At 71.5% G+C, this 14,655-nt stretch carries 14 protein-coding genes; 5 read left to right on the forward strand and 9 right to left on the reverse strand.

The window, feature by feature from the left end; genetic code table 11:
• Nucleotides 1-50: 50 nt before the first annotated feature.
• Together ACZ6TI_RS38790 and ACZ6TI_RS38795 are read left to right on the forward strand one after the other, a co-directional pair.
• Nucleotides 51-983 carry an ATP-binding cassette domain-containing protein gene (locus tag ACZ6TI_RS38790; RefSeq protein ID WP_465350235.1) on the forward strand — a complete coding sequence of 311 codons (933 nt, stop codon included), beginning with the start codon at nt 51-53 and terminating at the stop codon, nt 981-983.
• The gene (locus ACZ6TI_RS38795; RefSeq protein ID WP_465350236.1) at nt 980-1,720 is read left to right on the forward strand and encodes an ABC transporter permease; all 741 of its coding nucleotides are present in this window, start codon (nt 980-982) and stop codon (nt 1,718-1,720) included. Before ACZ6TI_RS38790 ends, ACZ6TI_RS38795 begins: the two co-directional genes overlap by 4 nt.
• On the opposite strand, the gene ACZ6TI_RS38800 is transcribed toward ACZ6TI_RS38795, so the two are convergent.
• Both ACZ6TI_RS38800 and ACZ6TI_RS38805 read right to left on the reverse strand, forming a co-directional pair.
• Entirely contained in the window at nt 1,704-4,721 is a 3,018-nt protein-coding gene (locus ACZ6TI_RS38800) for a BTAD domain-containing putative transcriptional regulator (RefSeq protein WP_465350237.1), read from the reverse strand. The genes ACZ6TI_RS38795 and ACZ6TI_RS38800 overlap by 17 nt on opposite strands.
• Nucleotides 4,722-4,743: 22 nt before the next feature.
• On the reverse strand, nt 4,744-5,358 hold the full coding sequence (locus ACZ6TI_RS38805) for a TetR/AcrR family transcriptional regulator (RefSeq protein ID WP_465350238.1): 615 nt from the start codon (nt 5,356-5,358) through the stop codon (nt 4,744-4,746).
• Nucleotides 5,359-5,435: 77 nt separating this feature from the next.
• Between ACZ6TI_RS38805 and ACZ6TI_RS38810 the strand changes: the two genes are divergently transcribed.
• Entirely contained in the window at nt 5,436-6,122 is a 687-nt protein-coding gene (locus ACZ6TI_RS38810) for an SDR family NAD(P)-dependent oxidoreductase (RefSeq protein ID WP_465350239.1), read from the forward strand.
• Between the two features lie 156 nt (nt 6,123-6,278).
• The gene (locus ACZ6TI_RS38815) at nt 6,279-7,784 is read left to right on the forward strand and encodes a serine hydrolase domain-containing protein (RefSeq protein WP_465350240.1); all 1,506 of its coding nucleotides are present in this window, start codon (nt 6,279-6,281) and stop codon (nt 7,782-7,784) included.
• Between the two features lie 10 nt (nt 7,785-7,794).
• On the opposite strand, the gene ACZ6TI_RS38820 is transcribed toward ACZ6TI_RS38815, so the two are convergent.
• Nucleotides 7,795-8,325, reverse strand: a complete 531-nt coding sequence (locus ACZ6TI_RS38820) for an EXLDI protein (protein WP_465350241.1) — start codon at nt 8,323-8,325, stop codon at nt 7,795-7,797.
• 41 nt (nt 8,326-8,366) lie between these two features.
• Nucleotides 8,367-9,209, reverse strand: a complete 843-nt coding sequence (locus tag ACZ6TI_RS38825) for an LLM class flavin-dependent oxidoreductase (protein ID WP_465350242.1) — start codon at nt 9,207-9,209, stop codon at nt 8,367-8,369.
• Nucleotides 9,210-9,285: 76 nt separating this feature from the next.
• Here ACZ6TI_RS38825 and ACZ6TI_RS38830 point away from each other — a divergent pair, with 76 nt between their 5' ends.
• Nucleotides 9,286-10,050 carry an SDR family NAD(P)-dependent oxidoreductase gene (locus tag ACZ6TI_RS38830; RefSeq protein WP_465350243.1) on the forward strand — a complete coding sequence of 255 codons (765 nt, stop codon included), beginning with the start codon at nt 9,286-9,288 and terminating at the stop codon, nt 10,048-10,050.
• Here the strand turns inward: ACZ6TI_RS38830 and ACZ6TI_RS38835 are convergent.
• Genes ACZ6TI_RS38835 through ACZ6TI_RS38855 form a run of 5 tightly spaced genes read right to left on the reverse strand, consistent with a single transcriptional unit; the run spans nt 10,010 to nt 14,611 of the window.
• Entirely contained in the window at nt 10,010-11,095 is a 1,086-nt protein-coding gene (locus tag ACZ6TI_RS38835; RefSeq protein ID WP_465350244.1) for an ABC transporter ATP-binding protein, read from the reverse strand. The genes ACZ6TI_RS38830 and ACZ6TI_RS38835 overlap by 41 nt on opposite strands.
• Nucleotides 11,092-11,892: a carbohydrate ABC transporter permease gene (locus ACZ6TI_RS38840; RefSeq protein WP_465350245.1), complete on the reverse strand. Its 801-nt coding sequence runs from the start codon at nt 11,890-11,892 to the stop codon at nt 11,092-11,094. Before ACZ6TI_RS38840 ends, ACZ6TI_RS38835 begins: the two co-directional genes overlap by 4 nt.
• Nucleotides 11,889-12,734 carry a carbohydrate ABC transporter permease gene (locus ACZ6TI_RS38845; protein ID WP_465350246.1) on the reverse strand — a complete coding sequence of 282 codons (846 nt, stop codon included), beginning with the start codon at nt 12,732-12,734 and terminating at the stop codon, nt 11,889-11,891. The genes ACZ6TI_RS38840 and ACZ6TI_RS38845 overlap by 4 nt, the downstream gene beginning before the upstream one ends.
• Nucleotides 12,734-14,068: an ABC transporter substrate-binding protein gene (locus ACZ6TI_RS38850; protein ID WP_465350247.1), complete on the reverse strand. Its 1,335-nt coding sequence runs from the start codon at nt 14,066-14,068 to the stop codon at nt 12,734-12,736. The genes ACZ6TI_RS38845 and ACZ6TI_RS38850 overlap by 1 nt, the downstream gene beginning before the upstream one ends.
• Before the next feature lie 27 nt (nt 14,069-14,095).
• Nucleotides 14,096-14,611, reverse strand: coding sequence for a DUF4760 domain-containing protein (locus tag ACZ6TI_RS38855; RefSeq protein ID WP_465350248.1), 516 nt, complete (start codon nt 14,609-14,611; stop codon nt 14,096-14,098).
• Nucleotides 14,612-14,655 lie beyond the last annotated feature (44 nt).

Here is a 14,655-nt window from a genome sequence, read left to right on the forward strand (position 1 = left end):
GTCAGAGCCGTGACAGGGCAGTGTCACCGCGGACGCCCATCGTTCTCCCCATGACAACCACCGCGATTGAAGTAACCGGCCTTCGCAAGGCCTTCGGCGACAAGACGGTGCTCGACGGGATCGATCTGGACGTCCCGGCGGGCACGATCTTCTCCCTGCTCGGCCCGAACGGGGCCGGCAAGACGACGACCGTGAACGTGCTGACCACCCTGATGAGACCCGACGGCGGCGCCATCCGCGTCGCCGGCCACGACGTCACCACCGAGCCCCGGGCGGTGCGCAAGCAGATCGGCGTCACCGGCCAGTTCGCCGCCGTCGACGAGCTGCTGACCGGCGCGGAGAACCTGCGACTGATGGTCGACCTGCACCGGGCGGGCAACGACGCCGTCCCGGCGCTCCTCGAGCGTTTCGATCTGGCGGACGCGGGCCGCAAGCTGGTGGCGACCTACTCCGGTGGCATGCGCCGCAAGCTCGATCTGGCCATGACGCTGGTCGGCGACCCCCGGATCATCTTCCTGGACGAGCCGACCACCGGCCTGGACCCGCGCAGCCGCCGCACCATGTGGGCCATCATCCGCGAGCTGGTGGCCGGCGGCGTGACCATCTTCCTGACCACCCAATATCTGGAGGAGGCCGACCAGCTCGCCGACCGGGTCGCCGTCCTCGACCAGGGCCGCCTGGTCGCCCAGGGCACCCCCGACGAGCTCAAGCGCCAGGTTCCCGGCAGCCACGTCCGGCTCCGGTTCGCCGGCGTCCGCGACCTCGACGTGGCCGCGCGGGCGTTCGCCGGATCCACCCGGGACGACGAGAGCCTGACCCTGCGGGTGCCCGGCGACGGCGGCACGCAGTCGTTGCGGGCCCTGCTGAGCCGGCTCGACGAACTGGCGATCCACGCCGACGGCCTGTCGGTGCACACCCCTGATCTCGATGACGTTTTCCTGGCCCTGACCGGCCGCCCGAGCACGGAGGAGGTCGCCCGATGAGCGACTCGTTGATCATGCTGCGCCGCAACTTCAAACACATCATGCGGAACCCGACCACGGTGTTCAACGCGGTCCTGATGCCGGTGGTGATGATGTTGATGTTCGTCTACGTGCTCGGCGACGCGTTCAGTGTCGGCGTCGACTACGTCGATTACGCGACGCCGGGCCTGATCCTGCTGGCCATCTGCTACGGCCTGTCGGGCACGTCGGCCGGGGTGAGCTCGGACATGACCAAGGGCATCATCAACCGCTTCAAGGTGATGGACGTGTCCCGGGCCGCGGTGCTGACCGGGCACGTGGTCACCTGCATCGTGACCAACCTGATCGCCATCGCGGCGATCATCGGGACGGCCTTCGCGCTGGGCTTCCGCCCGTCCGCGAGCCCGCTCGACTGGCTCGGCGTGCTGGGCCTCGTCGTGCTGACCGGCTTCGCGACCGCCTGGCTCACCGTCGCGCTGGGGCTGGCCGCGAAGACCCCGGAGAGCGCGGGCCTGGCCACCGTGCCGCTGATCATGCTGCCGTTCTTCAGCAGCGCGATCGTGCCGGCCGACAAGATGGGCGCCGGCGTCAAGCAGTTCGCCGAGTACCAGCCGTTCACGCCGATCATCGAGACGCTGCGCGGGCTGCTGGCCGGCACGCCGTCGACCGGGTCCGCGATCACCGCGGTGGCGTGGTGCGTGGGGATCGCCCTGGTCGGCTATCTGTGGGCGACGGCCACGTTCAAGAAGCGAGCGTGACCTCGGCCAGCTGACGCCAGTCGGCCGCCGTGCCCTCCCGAGCCGCCTCGGCGAACCCCGTGTCGCCGAGGCGGCTCCGCGCGGCCTGCTCGATCCGGGCCGCGTCGAGGTTGGACCGATCCGGCAGTCCTCGCAGGGCGTTGCTCGCCGCGAGCAGCCGCGCGGCCTGCTCCCACCGGCCGAGGCGCAGGGCCTGGTCCGCCACTCCGATGAGGACGTGCGCCACCAGCAGCGGGTGCCCGGCCTCGGCCGCCGCCGCACAGGCGGCCACGCGGTGCGCGCGGCTCTCCGCGGGATCGTCGGTGAGATAGCCGAGCAGATCGAGAGTGCCGGCGCGGACGTTCGCCAGCTCGGCCTCGTCGCCCAGCAGTGTGGTCGCGACCTCGAGTTGCCGGCGCGCCTCCTCGGCGTCGCCGCGTGATCGGGCGAGGTTCGCCTTCGCGAAGGCCAGCTCGGCCAGCGCGCCCGGCCAGGTGACCTGCTCGGCGAGCCGTTCGGCGGCGGCGAGCGTGGCCGCGCCGGCCTCCTCGTCGCCGACCAGCCGGTGGAGCTGGGCCTGCCGGGTGCGGATCGGGATCACGTCCTCGGCGGCGCCGATCTGGGTGACCACCTCGATCGCCTGCTCATAGAGCTCGCAGGCGCCGGCGAACTCGCCGCGGGTGGTGATCCGGTCGGCCAGCTCGGTCAGCGCGAACCAGATGCCGAACCGTTCGCCGAGCGCGCGGAACTCGGCGAGCGCCATCTCCAGATAGGCGTCCGCGTCGCGCCCGCCCTGGCCCTGGATGATCCGCATCTTGCCGAGCTGCAGCCGGGCCAGTGCCCGCACCCAGGGATCGTCGTCGTCCAGCAGCGGCTCGAACGCCGGCAGGAACGCGTCCGGCTCCCGCAACAACCGTTCCAGCGCCGCGACGAAACCCGCCGCCGGATGGCGTCGCGCACCGCGCCGGCTCAGCCGGTACGCCCGGTGGATCCACTCCGCCACCCGATACTGGTCGCCCCGGCCCGAGCTGATGAACTGCACGACCAGCGCGTACACGGTGGCCCGGATGTCGTCCGGCACCTCGCCGGGCGCCTCGGTGGCCGCGATGGTCAGTTCGAGGCCTTCGGCCTTGTGCCCGCTCAGCCACCAGTACCAGCCGGCGCCGGCCGCGAGCCGCATCGCGGCGTGCGCCTCGCCGGCCGCCAGCGCACCGCGCATCGCCGCCCCGATGTTGTCGTGCTCGGCGCCGAGCAGGGCGAGCCACTCCAGCTGCTCGGCGCGGCGCAGATGCGGCTCGGCGGTCTCGGCGAGCTCGGTGAAGTAGGTGAGATGCGCGTGCCGGGCGAGCTCCGATTCGCCGGCCTCGGCGAGCCGGTCGGCGGCGTACTCCTTGATGGTGCCGAGCATCCGGTAGCGCGGCGCCTGGTCGCCCGCGGTGACCAGCAGCGACTTCTCCACCAGCGAGGACAGCAGGTCGAGCACGCCGTCGTCGGCGCAGACCCGCTCGGCCGCCTCCAGGCTCGCCCCGCCGGAGAACACCGAGAGCCGCCGCAGCACCAGCCGTTCGGCGTCGGTGAGCAGTTCCCAGCTCCAGTCGACCACCGCGCGCAGCGTCCGGTGCCGCGGCAGGGCGGTGCGGCTGCCGCCGGTCAGCAGGCGGAACCGGTCGTCCAGCCGGTGCGCGAGCTGATCGAGGGACATGGTGCGCAGCCGGGCCGCGGCCAGTTCGATCGCCAGCGGCATCCCGTCGAGCACCCGGCAGACACGTTCCATCGTGCCCGGGTCGGCGCCGAGATCCCGGCGCACCGCGGCGGCCCGGTCCCGCAGCAACCGCACCGCGGCGGCCGGCGGCAGCGGCTCGACCAGCCACAGCGCCTCACCGGTGATGCCGAGCGGTTCCCGGCTGGTGGCCAGGATCCGCAGCCGCGGGCATTCGCCGAGCACCCGCTGCGCGAACGTCGCGGCGGCCTCGATCACATGCTCGCAGTTGTCCAGCACCAGCAGCATCTCGCGGTCGCGGATCGCGGCGACGAGCCGGTCGGTCAGGTCCGCGTTCGGCGTCGCGCCGAGCAGTGTGTCCCGGAGGCCGAGCCCGGCGATGGTCGCCTGCGCCACGTCACCGTCGGCGCCGATCGCGGCGAGCTCCACCAGCCAGGCGCCGTCCGGCAGGCCGGCGAGCAGCGTGCGCGCGGTCTCCGTGGCCAGCCTGGTCTTGCCCGAGCCGCCCGGCCCGATCAGTGTGGTGAGCCGGTGCCCGGCGACCAGGTCCCGGGCCGCCCCGACGTCGGCATCCTTGCCGACATAGCTGGTCAGCTCGGCGCGCAGGTTCGTCCGGCGCCGGTCGCCGCGCAGCAGGGTGACGTGCAGGGCCGACAGGTCGGGTGAGGGGTCGGCTCCCAGCGCGTCGGCCAGGGCCTCCCGGGTGCGCTGGAACACCAGCAGCGCCTCATTGTCGCGTCCGGCCGCCACCAGCGCCCGCATCAGCGCGGCGACCAGCCGTTCGCGCAGCGGGTGCGCGGCGACCAGGTCGGTCAGCTCGGCGATGTGCGCGGTGCCGGCCTCGTCGTCGAATCGGTCCTCGAGGGCGGTCAGGCGCAGGCCGTCCAGCCGGGTGACGGCCGCGTCGAACGCCGGGCTGTCCGGCAGGCCGACGTCCTGCATGGCCGAGCCGCGCCAGAGGGCGAGGGCGTCGCCGGGCCGGCCCGCGGCGACCAGGCGCTCGAAGCGCACGGCGTCGACCGCGTCGGGATCCACCGTCAGCCGGTAGCCGTCCGTGTGCCCGTCGATCGCGCCGGCCGGCAGCGCCTTGCGCAGCCGGGAGACCAGGCGGTGCAGGGCGTTCGTCGCGTCGGCCGGCGGCTGGGCGCCCCAGATCCAGTCGACCAGCGTGGCCTTCCCGACCACCTGTCCGGCGTCGAGCGCAAGGGCGAGCAGCAGAGCGCGCAGCCGGGCGCCCGGCACCTCGGCGAGGGTGCCGTCGTCCGCACGCACCTCGAACGAGCCGAGCATCCCGATCCGCACGGGCCAGATCCTGCCACGCGGCTCAGGGATCGCAGTCGCCGAGGATGCGGGCCACCTGATCCTCGGTCAGCGGCGGCGCGGGCAGGGGATGGGCGGCGGGCGCGCGCAGGCCGTCCAGCACGAACGCCAGGTGCCGGCGCCAGGCGTCCGGCGCGACCGCGGCGGTGGCCGCGATCGTCCGGGTCAGCGACCACATCACGAACGCCATGTCGGCGAGCGTGAAGTCGGCCCGCAGCTCGCCACTCTCGCGCGCCCTGACCACCAGCTCGGTCATCAGCGTGTGCCCGCGCGGCGGCGCCGTCCGTGGCGCCTGGCGGGCGGCCAGGTCGTTGTATCCCCGGTCGGCGGCCATCAGCCGGCAGATCTGCTCGACCAGGTGCGCGAAGCCGTCCCACGCCGACGGCATCGCCAGCGCCGCCTCGGCGATGCTGATCACGGTCGCCTCCCGATCCGCGAAGACGGCCTCGACCAGCTCCACCCGGCTCGGAAACCGGTTGTAGAGCGTGCCGATGCTGACCCCCGCGCGCCGGGCGATCTCGTCGAGCGGCACGTCCAGCCCACGCTCGGCGAACACGAGACGCGCGGCGCCGATCAGCCGCTCGCGATTCTGCCGCGCATCCCGGCGCAGGGTCGTCATGCGCACACCCTACCTAAGTTGACGACATCCTCAATTTATGCCTAAGTTGAGGACTCCTTCAATTTAAGGCGGAAGCCATGCCGGTGATCGCGGTCCTGGGAGTCGGTCCAGGCCTGGGCGGTTCCATCGCCCGAAAATTCCAAAGCCATGGGTACGAGACAGCGGTGGTGTCCCGCAATTCAGCCCGACACGCGCCCTACGGCGGCGCCCACAGCTATGCGGCGGATCTGACCGACCCCACCGCACTGCACGACGTCGTCGCCCGGATCCGCAAAGACCTGGGCCGCATCGACACCGTCTACTTCGGACCGTCGGCGAGCGGCGCCGAAGGCATCGTCCCGCTCCCCGAAGCCGACGCCGACACGATCCGCCGCCCCATCGAAGCGATCCTGACCCCGGCGGTGACCACAGTGGCCGAGGTGCTTCCCGAGATGCTCGAACGCCGCGCGGGCACCCTGCTCTTCGCCGCCGGCCTGAGCGGCCTGCGCCCGATGGCCATGCTCGGCAACCTGGCCCCGGCCTCCGCCGCCCTGCGCATGTATGTGCTGACCCTGCACGAGGCGCTGGCCCCGCACGGCGTCTTCGCGGGCCTGCTGACCATCGGCGGCCTGGTGGCCCGCGGCGACATCCACACCATGTTCCTGGACCGCCCGGGCGGCGCCGACCTGCCGGCCCTGGACCCGGACGAGATCGCCGCCGCGGCCTGGCGGATGACCACCGACCGCACTCCGGCCGAGTCGGTCTTCGAGAAACTCCCTTTCTAGCCCGCACCGGGGCCGCTAGCATCGCGGGTGGCGGTTCTCCGGCCGCCTCCGGGTCCGCGGGCAGAGCTGCAAGCTCACCGGTGCAGCACCACCGATCTCCGGCTGGTCTTTCCCGCCCGATGTCGCGGACCCGCGGGCGCCTGAGGAGAGACTGCCTTGTCCGATCAAACGCGCCCGCTGCCCGACCGCCCGAGCCTGCGCTTCCTCAAGCTCGCCGCGAAACGACGTCTGGCCGCCGGCGAATTCCGCACCCTGCACGACGCTCAGCTCGCCGTCGCCCGGGAGCACGGCCTGCCGAGCTGGGCCGCACTCAAACGCCTCATCGACGACGGCGCCACCCCGGCGGCCGGCGCTCCGGCGCAGCTCAGGTGGGTGGTGGCCCGCTTCGCCGGCGCCGACGACCCGCACTGGGTGGCGCCGGACGCCGACGAGCTGGGCGCCCACTTCGACGAGGGCTTCCTGGCCACGATCGGACCGTCCACCGTGGTCAGCACGCTGTCCGCGATGGCGGCCGAACTGCGCGCCGAGCTCGCCATCCGGGAGGAGACACCGACGAGCGTCTGTGCCGGCCTCGCCGGCCTGCGGATCGAGGCGACGGCCGAGCCCGCCCCGCCGCACCGTTTGACCAGCTTGCTGGTCCAGGAGGTGCCCGCCCGGATCACCGATGAGCGGGTGGCGGCGCCATCCAGCCACACCACCGGTCTGGTGCCGGCGGCGGCGCTCAGCCTGGCCTCGGAGTCCTTCGCCGAGCTGGGTCTGGTCGCGTTGTCGATCGCCGGTGGCAACGGCGACGGCGATTGGGCGATCGCCCGCGGCTGGTCCCGCCTGGAACCGGCGGAGCCACTGCGGCCCGGCCACCGATTCCCGGCATATTCGATCACCAAGCTGATCACCTCGACCGTGCTGCTGCGACTGGTCGCGGAGGGTCGCGTCGGCCTGGACGATCCGGCCAACCGGCACCTGCGTGCAGTGCGGTTCGCCGACGACACCGTCACGTTGCGGGAGTTGCTCACCCACACCGCCGGGGCGGACACCCCCGGCGGGCTGTGGGCCGAACGCGTGCCCGACCTGCCGTCGCTGATGGGCCCGCGCGTGGCGTGCACCGGTCCGCGCGGCACGTTCGCCTACAGCAACGGCGGTTACGGGATGCTCGGCCAGGTGATCGCCGACGTCACCGAGACTCGCTACGATCAGGCGGCGACGCGGCTGGTGCTCGAACCGCTGGGCATGGCCAAGTCGAGCTTCCCGGCCACCTGGCCCGCCAAGGAGGCGGTCACCGAATATTCCACGACTTCCGACGGCGTCTTCGACCCGGCAGCCCCGCAACTGCCCACGCTGCCGGCCGCCGGCGGCCTCTGGACGACCGCGACCGACCTGCTGCGTTTCGCCCGCGCCTGGACGACGCTGCTGCCCGCCGACCTGGCCGGCGAGGCGCTGCGCCCGCAGGCGGACCGCGACGCCAACGGCGCCCAGATCGGCCTGGGCTGGCTCCTGCACCTCGGTCAGGACGTGTGCGGCCACGCCGGTGGCGGCTTGAGCGGCAGCAGTTCGCTGCTGACCCGCCTGACCACCGGTGAAACCGGCATCATGCTGACCAACCGCGCCGTCCCACTCGAGCCCGTCAACGTCCGTCTCCTGAATCTGACGCCTCAGGCCGCATGATCGAGCTCCGCTAGACGTCGAGGTCCTCGACCGTGGGCTGGTCGGCGACCTGGGCGATGCTCTCGAAGAGCTCGATCGGCAGCAGGGTGCGCAACTCCTCGAGCGTCTCCGCGATGTGCAGGGTGGAGTCGGCGGGAGTGCGCACCCAGGTCTGGCCGGCACTCCAGTCACCGACCCAGGCCCGCCACCCGGTGCTGGTCTTCTCCGCGTTCGGCCCCACGTTCCGGTGGGCCTCGGAGTGCTCGATGTGCACGACGAACTTGCCGCTGCGGGCGCGGTAGACGCTGAAGCTCTCCTCGCCCTCGTTGCCGGATCGCTCCCACTGGCCCAGCAGCACCCCGACGAAACGCTGCTTGCGCCCGAGCCCCGGCCCGACGCGCACGACGATCTCATCGTACCCCTGCTTGCGTCCCTCCTCGACCTCGACGAACCGCCGCAGCGCCATCGTGATGGCCGCCGACAGCGTGCCGCCGGCCAGTTCCTGGGCGCGCTGATAGAGCGGCATGTCGTCGTCGGCGACATAGATCGTCTTGTTGGGCATGCCACCCAGGCTACGCATACATCTACGTATACGCAAGGGCCTCAGAGGAGGGCGTCGGCCAGCCGATCCACCTCGCCGAGGTCCGGCACGCTCGGGTCAAAGATCAGCTCGTCCAGGCCGATGTCCTCGAACGCCCGGGCCCAGTCCCGGGCCGCCTGCGGCGTGCGCACCGCGCCCTCGGCGATCGTCTCGGCGAAGGCGCCGGTGAACGCGTAATAGCTGCGCAGCGACCGCTTGGACGTCTCCGGGTCGCTGAGTCCGAAGTAGGCGAGCGCGGCGAACCGGGGCTCGCCCTCGCGGCCGGCGTCGTGCCACTCCCGGCGGATCCGGTCCATGATCGGCTTCATCTGCTCGGGCGTGCCACCGCCGCCGATCCAGCCCTGGCCGGACTCGACCGTGCGGCGCACGGCCGCGTCGCTGGTGCCGCCGATCAGCAGCTTGGGGTGGCCGTGCGCGGCGACCGGGAAGACGTCGTCGCCCAGCTTCTCGCCGGCGAAGACCTGGCGCATCACCGCGAGCGTCTCGTCCATGTCGCGGCCGCGCTCGCGCATCGAGCGCCCGACCGCGGCGAAGTCGTCCGCGCGGCCGCCGACGCCCAGCCCGAGCGTGAGCCGCCCGCCGGAGATCGCGTCCAGACTGGCGGCCGCCTTGGCCAGCCACACCGAGGGGTAGAGCGGCGCCAGCAGGACGCCGCTGATCAGGCCGATCCGCGAGGTGGCGCCGGCCGCGGCGGAGAGCGAGACCATCGTGTCGTAGGTGGGATAGACGATCCGGTCGATGGTGCCGAGCGAGGTGAACCCACGCTCCTCGGCGCGCTGCGCCCACGCGGCCAGGAGCGGCCCGGGGTGATCCAGCGTGTTGGGCAAACCGATGCTGATATCCACGATCAACACGCTAGCTCGCACCGATCTACGGCACGCCCGGTGGTGAATCGGAGGGGCCTCCGGTTAGTGTGTGGGCATGACTGGAGCTTTGCACGGAACGGTGGCGCTGGTGACCGGCGCCAGCAGCGGCATCGGAGCGGCGACCGCGCAGCGGCTCGCCGCCGAGGGCGCGTCGGTGGCCCTGATCGCCCGCCGCGGTGACCGGCTGACGGATCTCGCCGGGAAGATCACCGCCGAGGGCGGCGAAGCGCTGGCCGTCGAGGCGGACCTCACCGGCCGCGAGGTGGCCGAGGCGACCGTGGGTCACGTCGTCGATCGGCTCGGCCGGCTCGACACGGTGGTCAACAACGCGGGCATCATGCTCGTCGGCCGGGTCGCGGACGCCCCCGCCGAGGAGTGGGAGAGGATGCTGCAGATCAACATCCAGGCCCTTCTGTACGTGACGAAGGCCGCCCTGCCGCACCTGACGACCGCCGCCGCGAGCGAGCCCCGCCGGGTCGCCGACATCGTGAACGTCAGTTCCACGGCCGGTCGCGTGGCGCGGGCGGGCAACGCCGTCTACAGCCTCACCAAGTTCGGCGTGAACGCGTTCACCGAGGCGCTGCGCCAGGAGACCCTCGCCGCCCGGATCCGGGTCGGCGTGGTCGAGCCGGGCACGGTGGCCACCGAGCTGACCGACCACATCCGCGACGAGCTCCGCGACCGCACGAAGGAGCAGGTCGGTTCGATCGAGGCGCTGCTCCCGGCGGACATCGCCGACGCGGTGGCCTACATGGTCACCCGCGACCGCCGCGTCGCGGTCAACGAGATGCTGGTCCGGGCGGGCGAGCAGACGTGGTAGGCAGGGCGAGGGACGTCTCGGGGTCGTAGAAGCGCAGGGCGGCGGGCGGGAACGTCAGCCGGATCTCGTCGCCGGTGGCGCCGCCGAAGCCCGGACCGGTCTGCACCTTGAGCTCGCCGCCGGCCCAGCTCACGGTCAGCAGCACGGCCGAGCCGGTCGGCTCGGCCACCTCAATCGTGCCGGTGACGTCGCCCGAGCCGACCCCGATGTTCTCGGCCCGGATCCCGGCCAGCACCTTCCGTTCCGTCCAGCCGGGCACTTCGGCCGGGATGGACGTGTCCGAGACGGTCAGTCGCCCGTCGTTCGCGACCGCGGTGAAGAAGTTCATCGGGGGAGCGCCCAGGAAGCCGCCGACGAACTGCTCGGCCGGCTGGTCGTAGACCTCCATCGGGGCGCCGAGCTGGGCGATCCGGCCGTCCCGCATGACCGCCACCCGATCGCCCAGCGACATCGCCTCGGCCTGGTCGTGCGTGACGTAGAGGGTGGTCGTACCCAATCGGGCGACGATCTTCTTCAGCTCGGCGCGGAACTGCATGCGCAGCAGGGCGTCCAGGTTGGACAGCGGCTCGTCCATCAGCAGCACGTCGGCGTCGACCACGATGGCCCGCGCCACGGCCACCCGCTGCCGCTGGCCGCCGGAGAGCTGCGCCGGATAGCGGTCCAGGTAGTCGCCGAGGTCGAGCAGGTCGGCCGCGCGGCGTACCCGGGTCTCCCATTCGTCCTTGGGGACCTTTTTCATGGTCAGGCCGAAGCCGATGTTCTGCCGCACCTTGAGATGCGGGAAGATCGCATAGGACTGGAACACCATGGACAGCTCGCGTTCGCGGGCCGGCAACCGGGTCACGTCGCGGTCGCCGATCAGCACCGAGCCGCTGTCCGGGGTCTCCAGGCCGGCGACCATCCGCAGCAGCGTGGTCTTGCCGCAGCCGCTCGGCCCGACCAGCACCAGGAACTCGCCGTCGGCCACCTCCAGCGAGATGTCGTCGGTGGCCCGCCGGTTGCCGGAGGGATAGGTCTTCACCAGATTGCGGACGGTCACGTTCATCGGAGCGTTGTCCCCCACATGTTGAGCAGGTAGCGGCGCATCACCGCGATGAAGATCAGGGCCGGCAGCACCAGGGCGAGCCCGCCGGCGAAGCGGAACGCCAGCGGCGAGTCGGCCAGCGTGGTGAGCACCTGCGCGGGCAGGGTGCGCCGGTTGAGGGTGAGGATGCTGGCGCCCAGCACCTCGTTCCAGGAGAGCACGAAGGTGAACATCGCCGACGCCGCGATGCCCGGCAGCGCCTGCGGCATCACCACCCGCAGGAACGCCTTCAGCGGCGACGCCCCGAAGATCATCGCCGCCTCCTCCTGCTCGCGGGAGACGCCGAGGAAGATGGCCGAGGTGATCAGCACGGTGGTCGGCAGCGCCAGCGCGGTGTGCAGCAGCGTCACGCCATAGGTGGTGTCGTAGAGCCCGGTGTCCAGGAAGATCCGGGCCAGCGGGACGGAGAGCACCACGATCGGCAGGGCGCGGGTGAGCAGCAACGCGAGTTGATAGGGGTCCCGGCCGCGGAAGGCGTAGCGGGCCACCGCGTAGCCGGCCGGCAGGCCGATCGCCAGCGCCAGGATCACCGTGCTCAGCCCGATGGTCAGCGAGTTGATCAGGCCGCCGAGCACGCCGGTGGTCTGCAGGAAGGACGACATGGTCTCGCCGGAGACCGAGGTCGGCAGCAGCCGCAGCGGGAACTCGTTGAGCGACTCACGGCTGGACAGCGCGGCGAGCGTGATCAGATAGAGCGGGATGCCCATGAACAGGGTGATGACGATGCAGGCGGCCTGCACCCAGCGGCGGTCGTTCATCCGGTCATCTCCGGCGAGCGGCGCATCAGCCGCAGATAACCGATCGCCGCGATGATCGACAGCGCGAGCACGACCAGCGCGATCGCGGTCGCCACGTTCGGGTTCTGCAGCGTGTAGTACCACTGGTAGGTCTCGCCGACCAGCAGCGGGAAGCTGCGGCCGGTGAGTGCCTGAGCCACCGCGAAGGCCTCCAGCGCCAGGATGGTCCGCAGGATCAGCGCCACCTGCAGGCTGGGCCGCAACTGCGGCAGGATCACGTGCCGCAGCCGCTGCCAATAGGTCGCCCCGAACACCGACGCGGCCTCGTCGTAGTCCCGCGGCACGTTCTGCAGGCCGGCCACCACGATCACGAAGACCAGCGACGTGGCCCGCCACAGCTCGGCGAGCAGCACGGCGAGGAACATCGTGCCGGGGTTCTCCACCGACAGCCACGCGTAGGAGCCGATGCCGAGGTGGTCGAGCACCGAGTTCAGATAGCCGCGGTCGGTGAAGATGGACAGCCACACCAGGCCGGCCGCCAGGTCGCTGACCGCCAGCGGCACCACCCAGATGTAGAAGTGCAGCCCGGCCAGCCGCGGGCGCTGCCGCAGCAGCAGCGCCATGGTGATGGCCAGCGCGAACTGCAGCGGGATCAGCACCACGATGAGCAGCGCGGTGTTCCGGGTCGCCTCCCAGAAGTACGGGTCGTCGACCATCCGCCGCACGAAGTCGAGCGTGGGTCCGTCCGGGCCGCTGAACGCCTGCACGATGCCGGCGGCCAGCGGCCAGAGGAACAGCAGCGCCATGAAGATCAGCGACGGCAGGATCAGCAACACGGCGGCCGAGGGCCGCGCTCGCCGCATCAGGCCACCTTGCAGGGGTTGCCCGCCGGGTCCGGCTCCCAGCACGGGATCTTGAGGCCGTCCAGGATGGTGTTGAGCTGCGCCGCCTGCGCGTCCAGCACCTGCTTGACCGGCTTGCCGTCGAGGCAGATCTCCTTGAAGCAGTTCTTGAAGATCTGGCCGACCTCGCCGTCGCGGGCGCCGAGCCCGACCGGCGGCAGCGACAGGATCGCGCCGGACGTCGCGCGCTGCGCCTTGACCGCCGCGTTCGCCAGCGCCACCGCGGGCGGCAGGTCGCCCGGCACGCTCGCGTTGGTGACCGGGAAGAACGCGTTCTTGGCGAGCACGTCGACCTGCACCTCGGGGGTGGTGAGCGCCTTGATCGCGGCCTTGGCCTTGTCCACGTCGGGCGCGCCCTTCGGGATGCCGAGCCCGCCGAGCACCAGCATGTAGCCCAGCCCCTTCGGCCCGCTCGGCGCCGGCACCATCAGCCACTCGTCCGGCTTGTCCTTGGGCGCGCCGACCAGCCGGGCGACGTGGTCGAAACCGACCAGAACCTCGCCGCGCTGCAACGGCTCCTGCAGGTTGTCGTAGTTGGTGGAGGCCCGCGCGGTCTGCGCCCAGAGCTGCTTCATGTACTCCCAGGCGGTCACCGCCTCGGGGCTGCGGAACGTGGTGATCTGCCCGCCGGTGAAGCTGGGCACCAGGAAGCCCTGGAAGAAACGGTGGTAGAGGCCCTTGGGCCCGGCCGGGATGCCGAAGATCGGCTTGCCGCCGTTGCCCCGCATGCCCGCGGTCACCCAGGCGAGCAGCTGGTCATAGGTGAGTTTCTGCACGTCGGCGCCGCTGGGCAGCCAGTCGAGCGCCTTCTTGTGGACGGCCAGCACATAGCTGGCCTGCATCCAGGGGACGTATTTGGTGGTGCTGCCGCCGAGCTTGGCCAGCTCGGTCAGCTCGGGCGCGAAGCCGCGGTCGCCGAGCGAGCCGACCACGTCGTCGAGATCGGTCAGCCGGGCGGCGTGCGGGGCCAGGTCGCCGTGCAGCGCGCCGACCACGCTGATCTGCACCTTGCCCGCGTCCACCTGGGACTGCAGGGTGGACGCGAAGATGCCGGTCTCGACCTGGTTGAAGGCGACCTTCGGATCGGTCACCCGCTGCTCGAGGATCGCCTCGAAGTTCTGTCGTTCCTCGATCGGGCTGAACTGGTTGGACATCAGCGTGATCGAGCCCTCGCCGCCGCCACCGCCGGTGGTCGACACGCCTCCGCAAGCCCCGAGCATCGGGGCGGCGGCCACTCCGGCGCCGAGTGTGAGCAAACCGCGGCGACTGATCTTCGGTCCCGTTAGGTGTGTCATGAACGACAACCTAAGCGAGATCGACGGTCATTGCTCCCTGACGTAATCCAATCGGAGCTTCTCGTAGACGGCCTGCGGAGGCGTGCGCTCCACCCGGTGGGCCAGATCCTCGAGATAGACCCACATCGTCGGGCGGTGGGCGGCGCGTTCGAGGCGCACGAAGGGCTCCACCGCGGTCCACACCTGCCGGATCGCGCTGCCGTTGGACCCGATGATCAGATCCTGGTTGATGATCCCGTGCGCGACGAGCTTGCCGAGGTCGTCGTAGCGCCCGGCGACCGTGCGGAGCATCGCCTGCACCTCGGGCGGCAGCTCGCTGCACGCGACCGGCGGGTCGAACTCCTTGGCCAGCACCCGGTAGACGTACTCCCGGGCGGCGAAGAACTCGTCGGTGCGGAACTGGTCGAAGACCTGCAGCACGACCGGCAGCGCGAAACCGGCCGCCGAGGTGCGCCGCTGCCGCACCGCGAGCAGGGCCGAGACGCTGAGCGCCACCACCGAGATGACGATGGTCACGACCTGGGTGACTGCCTCCGCGTCCACACCGTCCACAGTAGGGCCACCCGGCCAGAGATCCAGTTCCGGAC

This window comes from Actinoplanes sp. NPDC051388 (assembly GCF_055586225.1).

What these genes read in the sequence shown, in the direction of transcription:
- ACZ6TI_RS38830 (WP_465350243.1), top strand. Translation starts at nt 9,286, where the DNA reads ATGACTGGAGCTTTGCACGGAACGGTGGCGCTGGTGACCGGCGCCAGC.
- ACZ6TI_RS38840 (WP_465350245.1), bottom strand. Translation starts at nt 11,892, where the DNA reads ATGAACGACCGCCGCTGGGTGCAGGCCGCCTGCATCGTCATCACCCTG.
- ACZ6TI_RS38845 (WP_465350246.1), bottom strand. Translation starts at nt 12,734, where the DNA reads ATGCGGCGAGCGCGGCCCTCGGCCGCCGTGTTGCTGATCCTGCCGTCG.
- ACZ6TI_RS38795 (WP_465350236.1), top strand. Translation starts at nt 980, where the DNA reads ATGAGCGACTCGTTGATCATGCTGCGCCGCAACTTCAAACACATCATG.
- ACZ6TI_RS38790 (WP_465350235.1), top strand. Translation starts at nt 51, where the DNA reads ATGACAACCACCGCGATTGAAGTAACCGGCCTTCGCAAGGCCTTCGGC.
- ACZ6TI_RS38820 (WP_465350241.1), bottom strand. Translation starts at nt 8,325, where the DNA reads ATGCCCAACAAGACGATCTATGTCGCCGACGACGACATGCCGCTCTAT.
- ACZ6TI_RS38810 (WP_465350239.1), top strand. Translation starts at nt 5,436, where the DNA reads ATGCCGGTGATCGCGGTCCTGGGAGTCGGTCCAGGCCTGGGCGGTTCC.
- ACZ6TI_RS38805 (WP_465350238.1), bottom strand. Translation starts at nt 5,358, where the DNA reads ATGACGACCCTGCGCCGGGATGCGCGGCAGAATCGCGAGCGGCTGATC.
- ACZ6TI_RS38835 (WP_465350244.1), bottom strand. Translation starts at nt 11,095, where the DNA reads ATGAACGTGACCGTCCGCAATCTGGTGAAGACCTATCCCTCCGGCAAC.
- ACZ6TI_RS38850 (WP_465350247.1), bottom strand. Translation starts at nt 14,068, where the DNA reads ATGACACACCTAACGGGACCGAAGATCAGTCGCCGCGGTTTGCTCACA.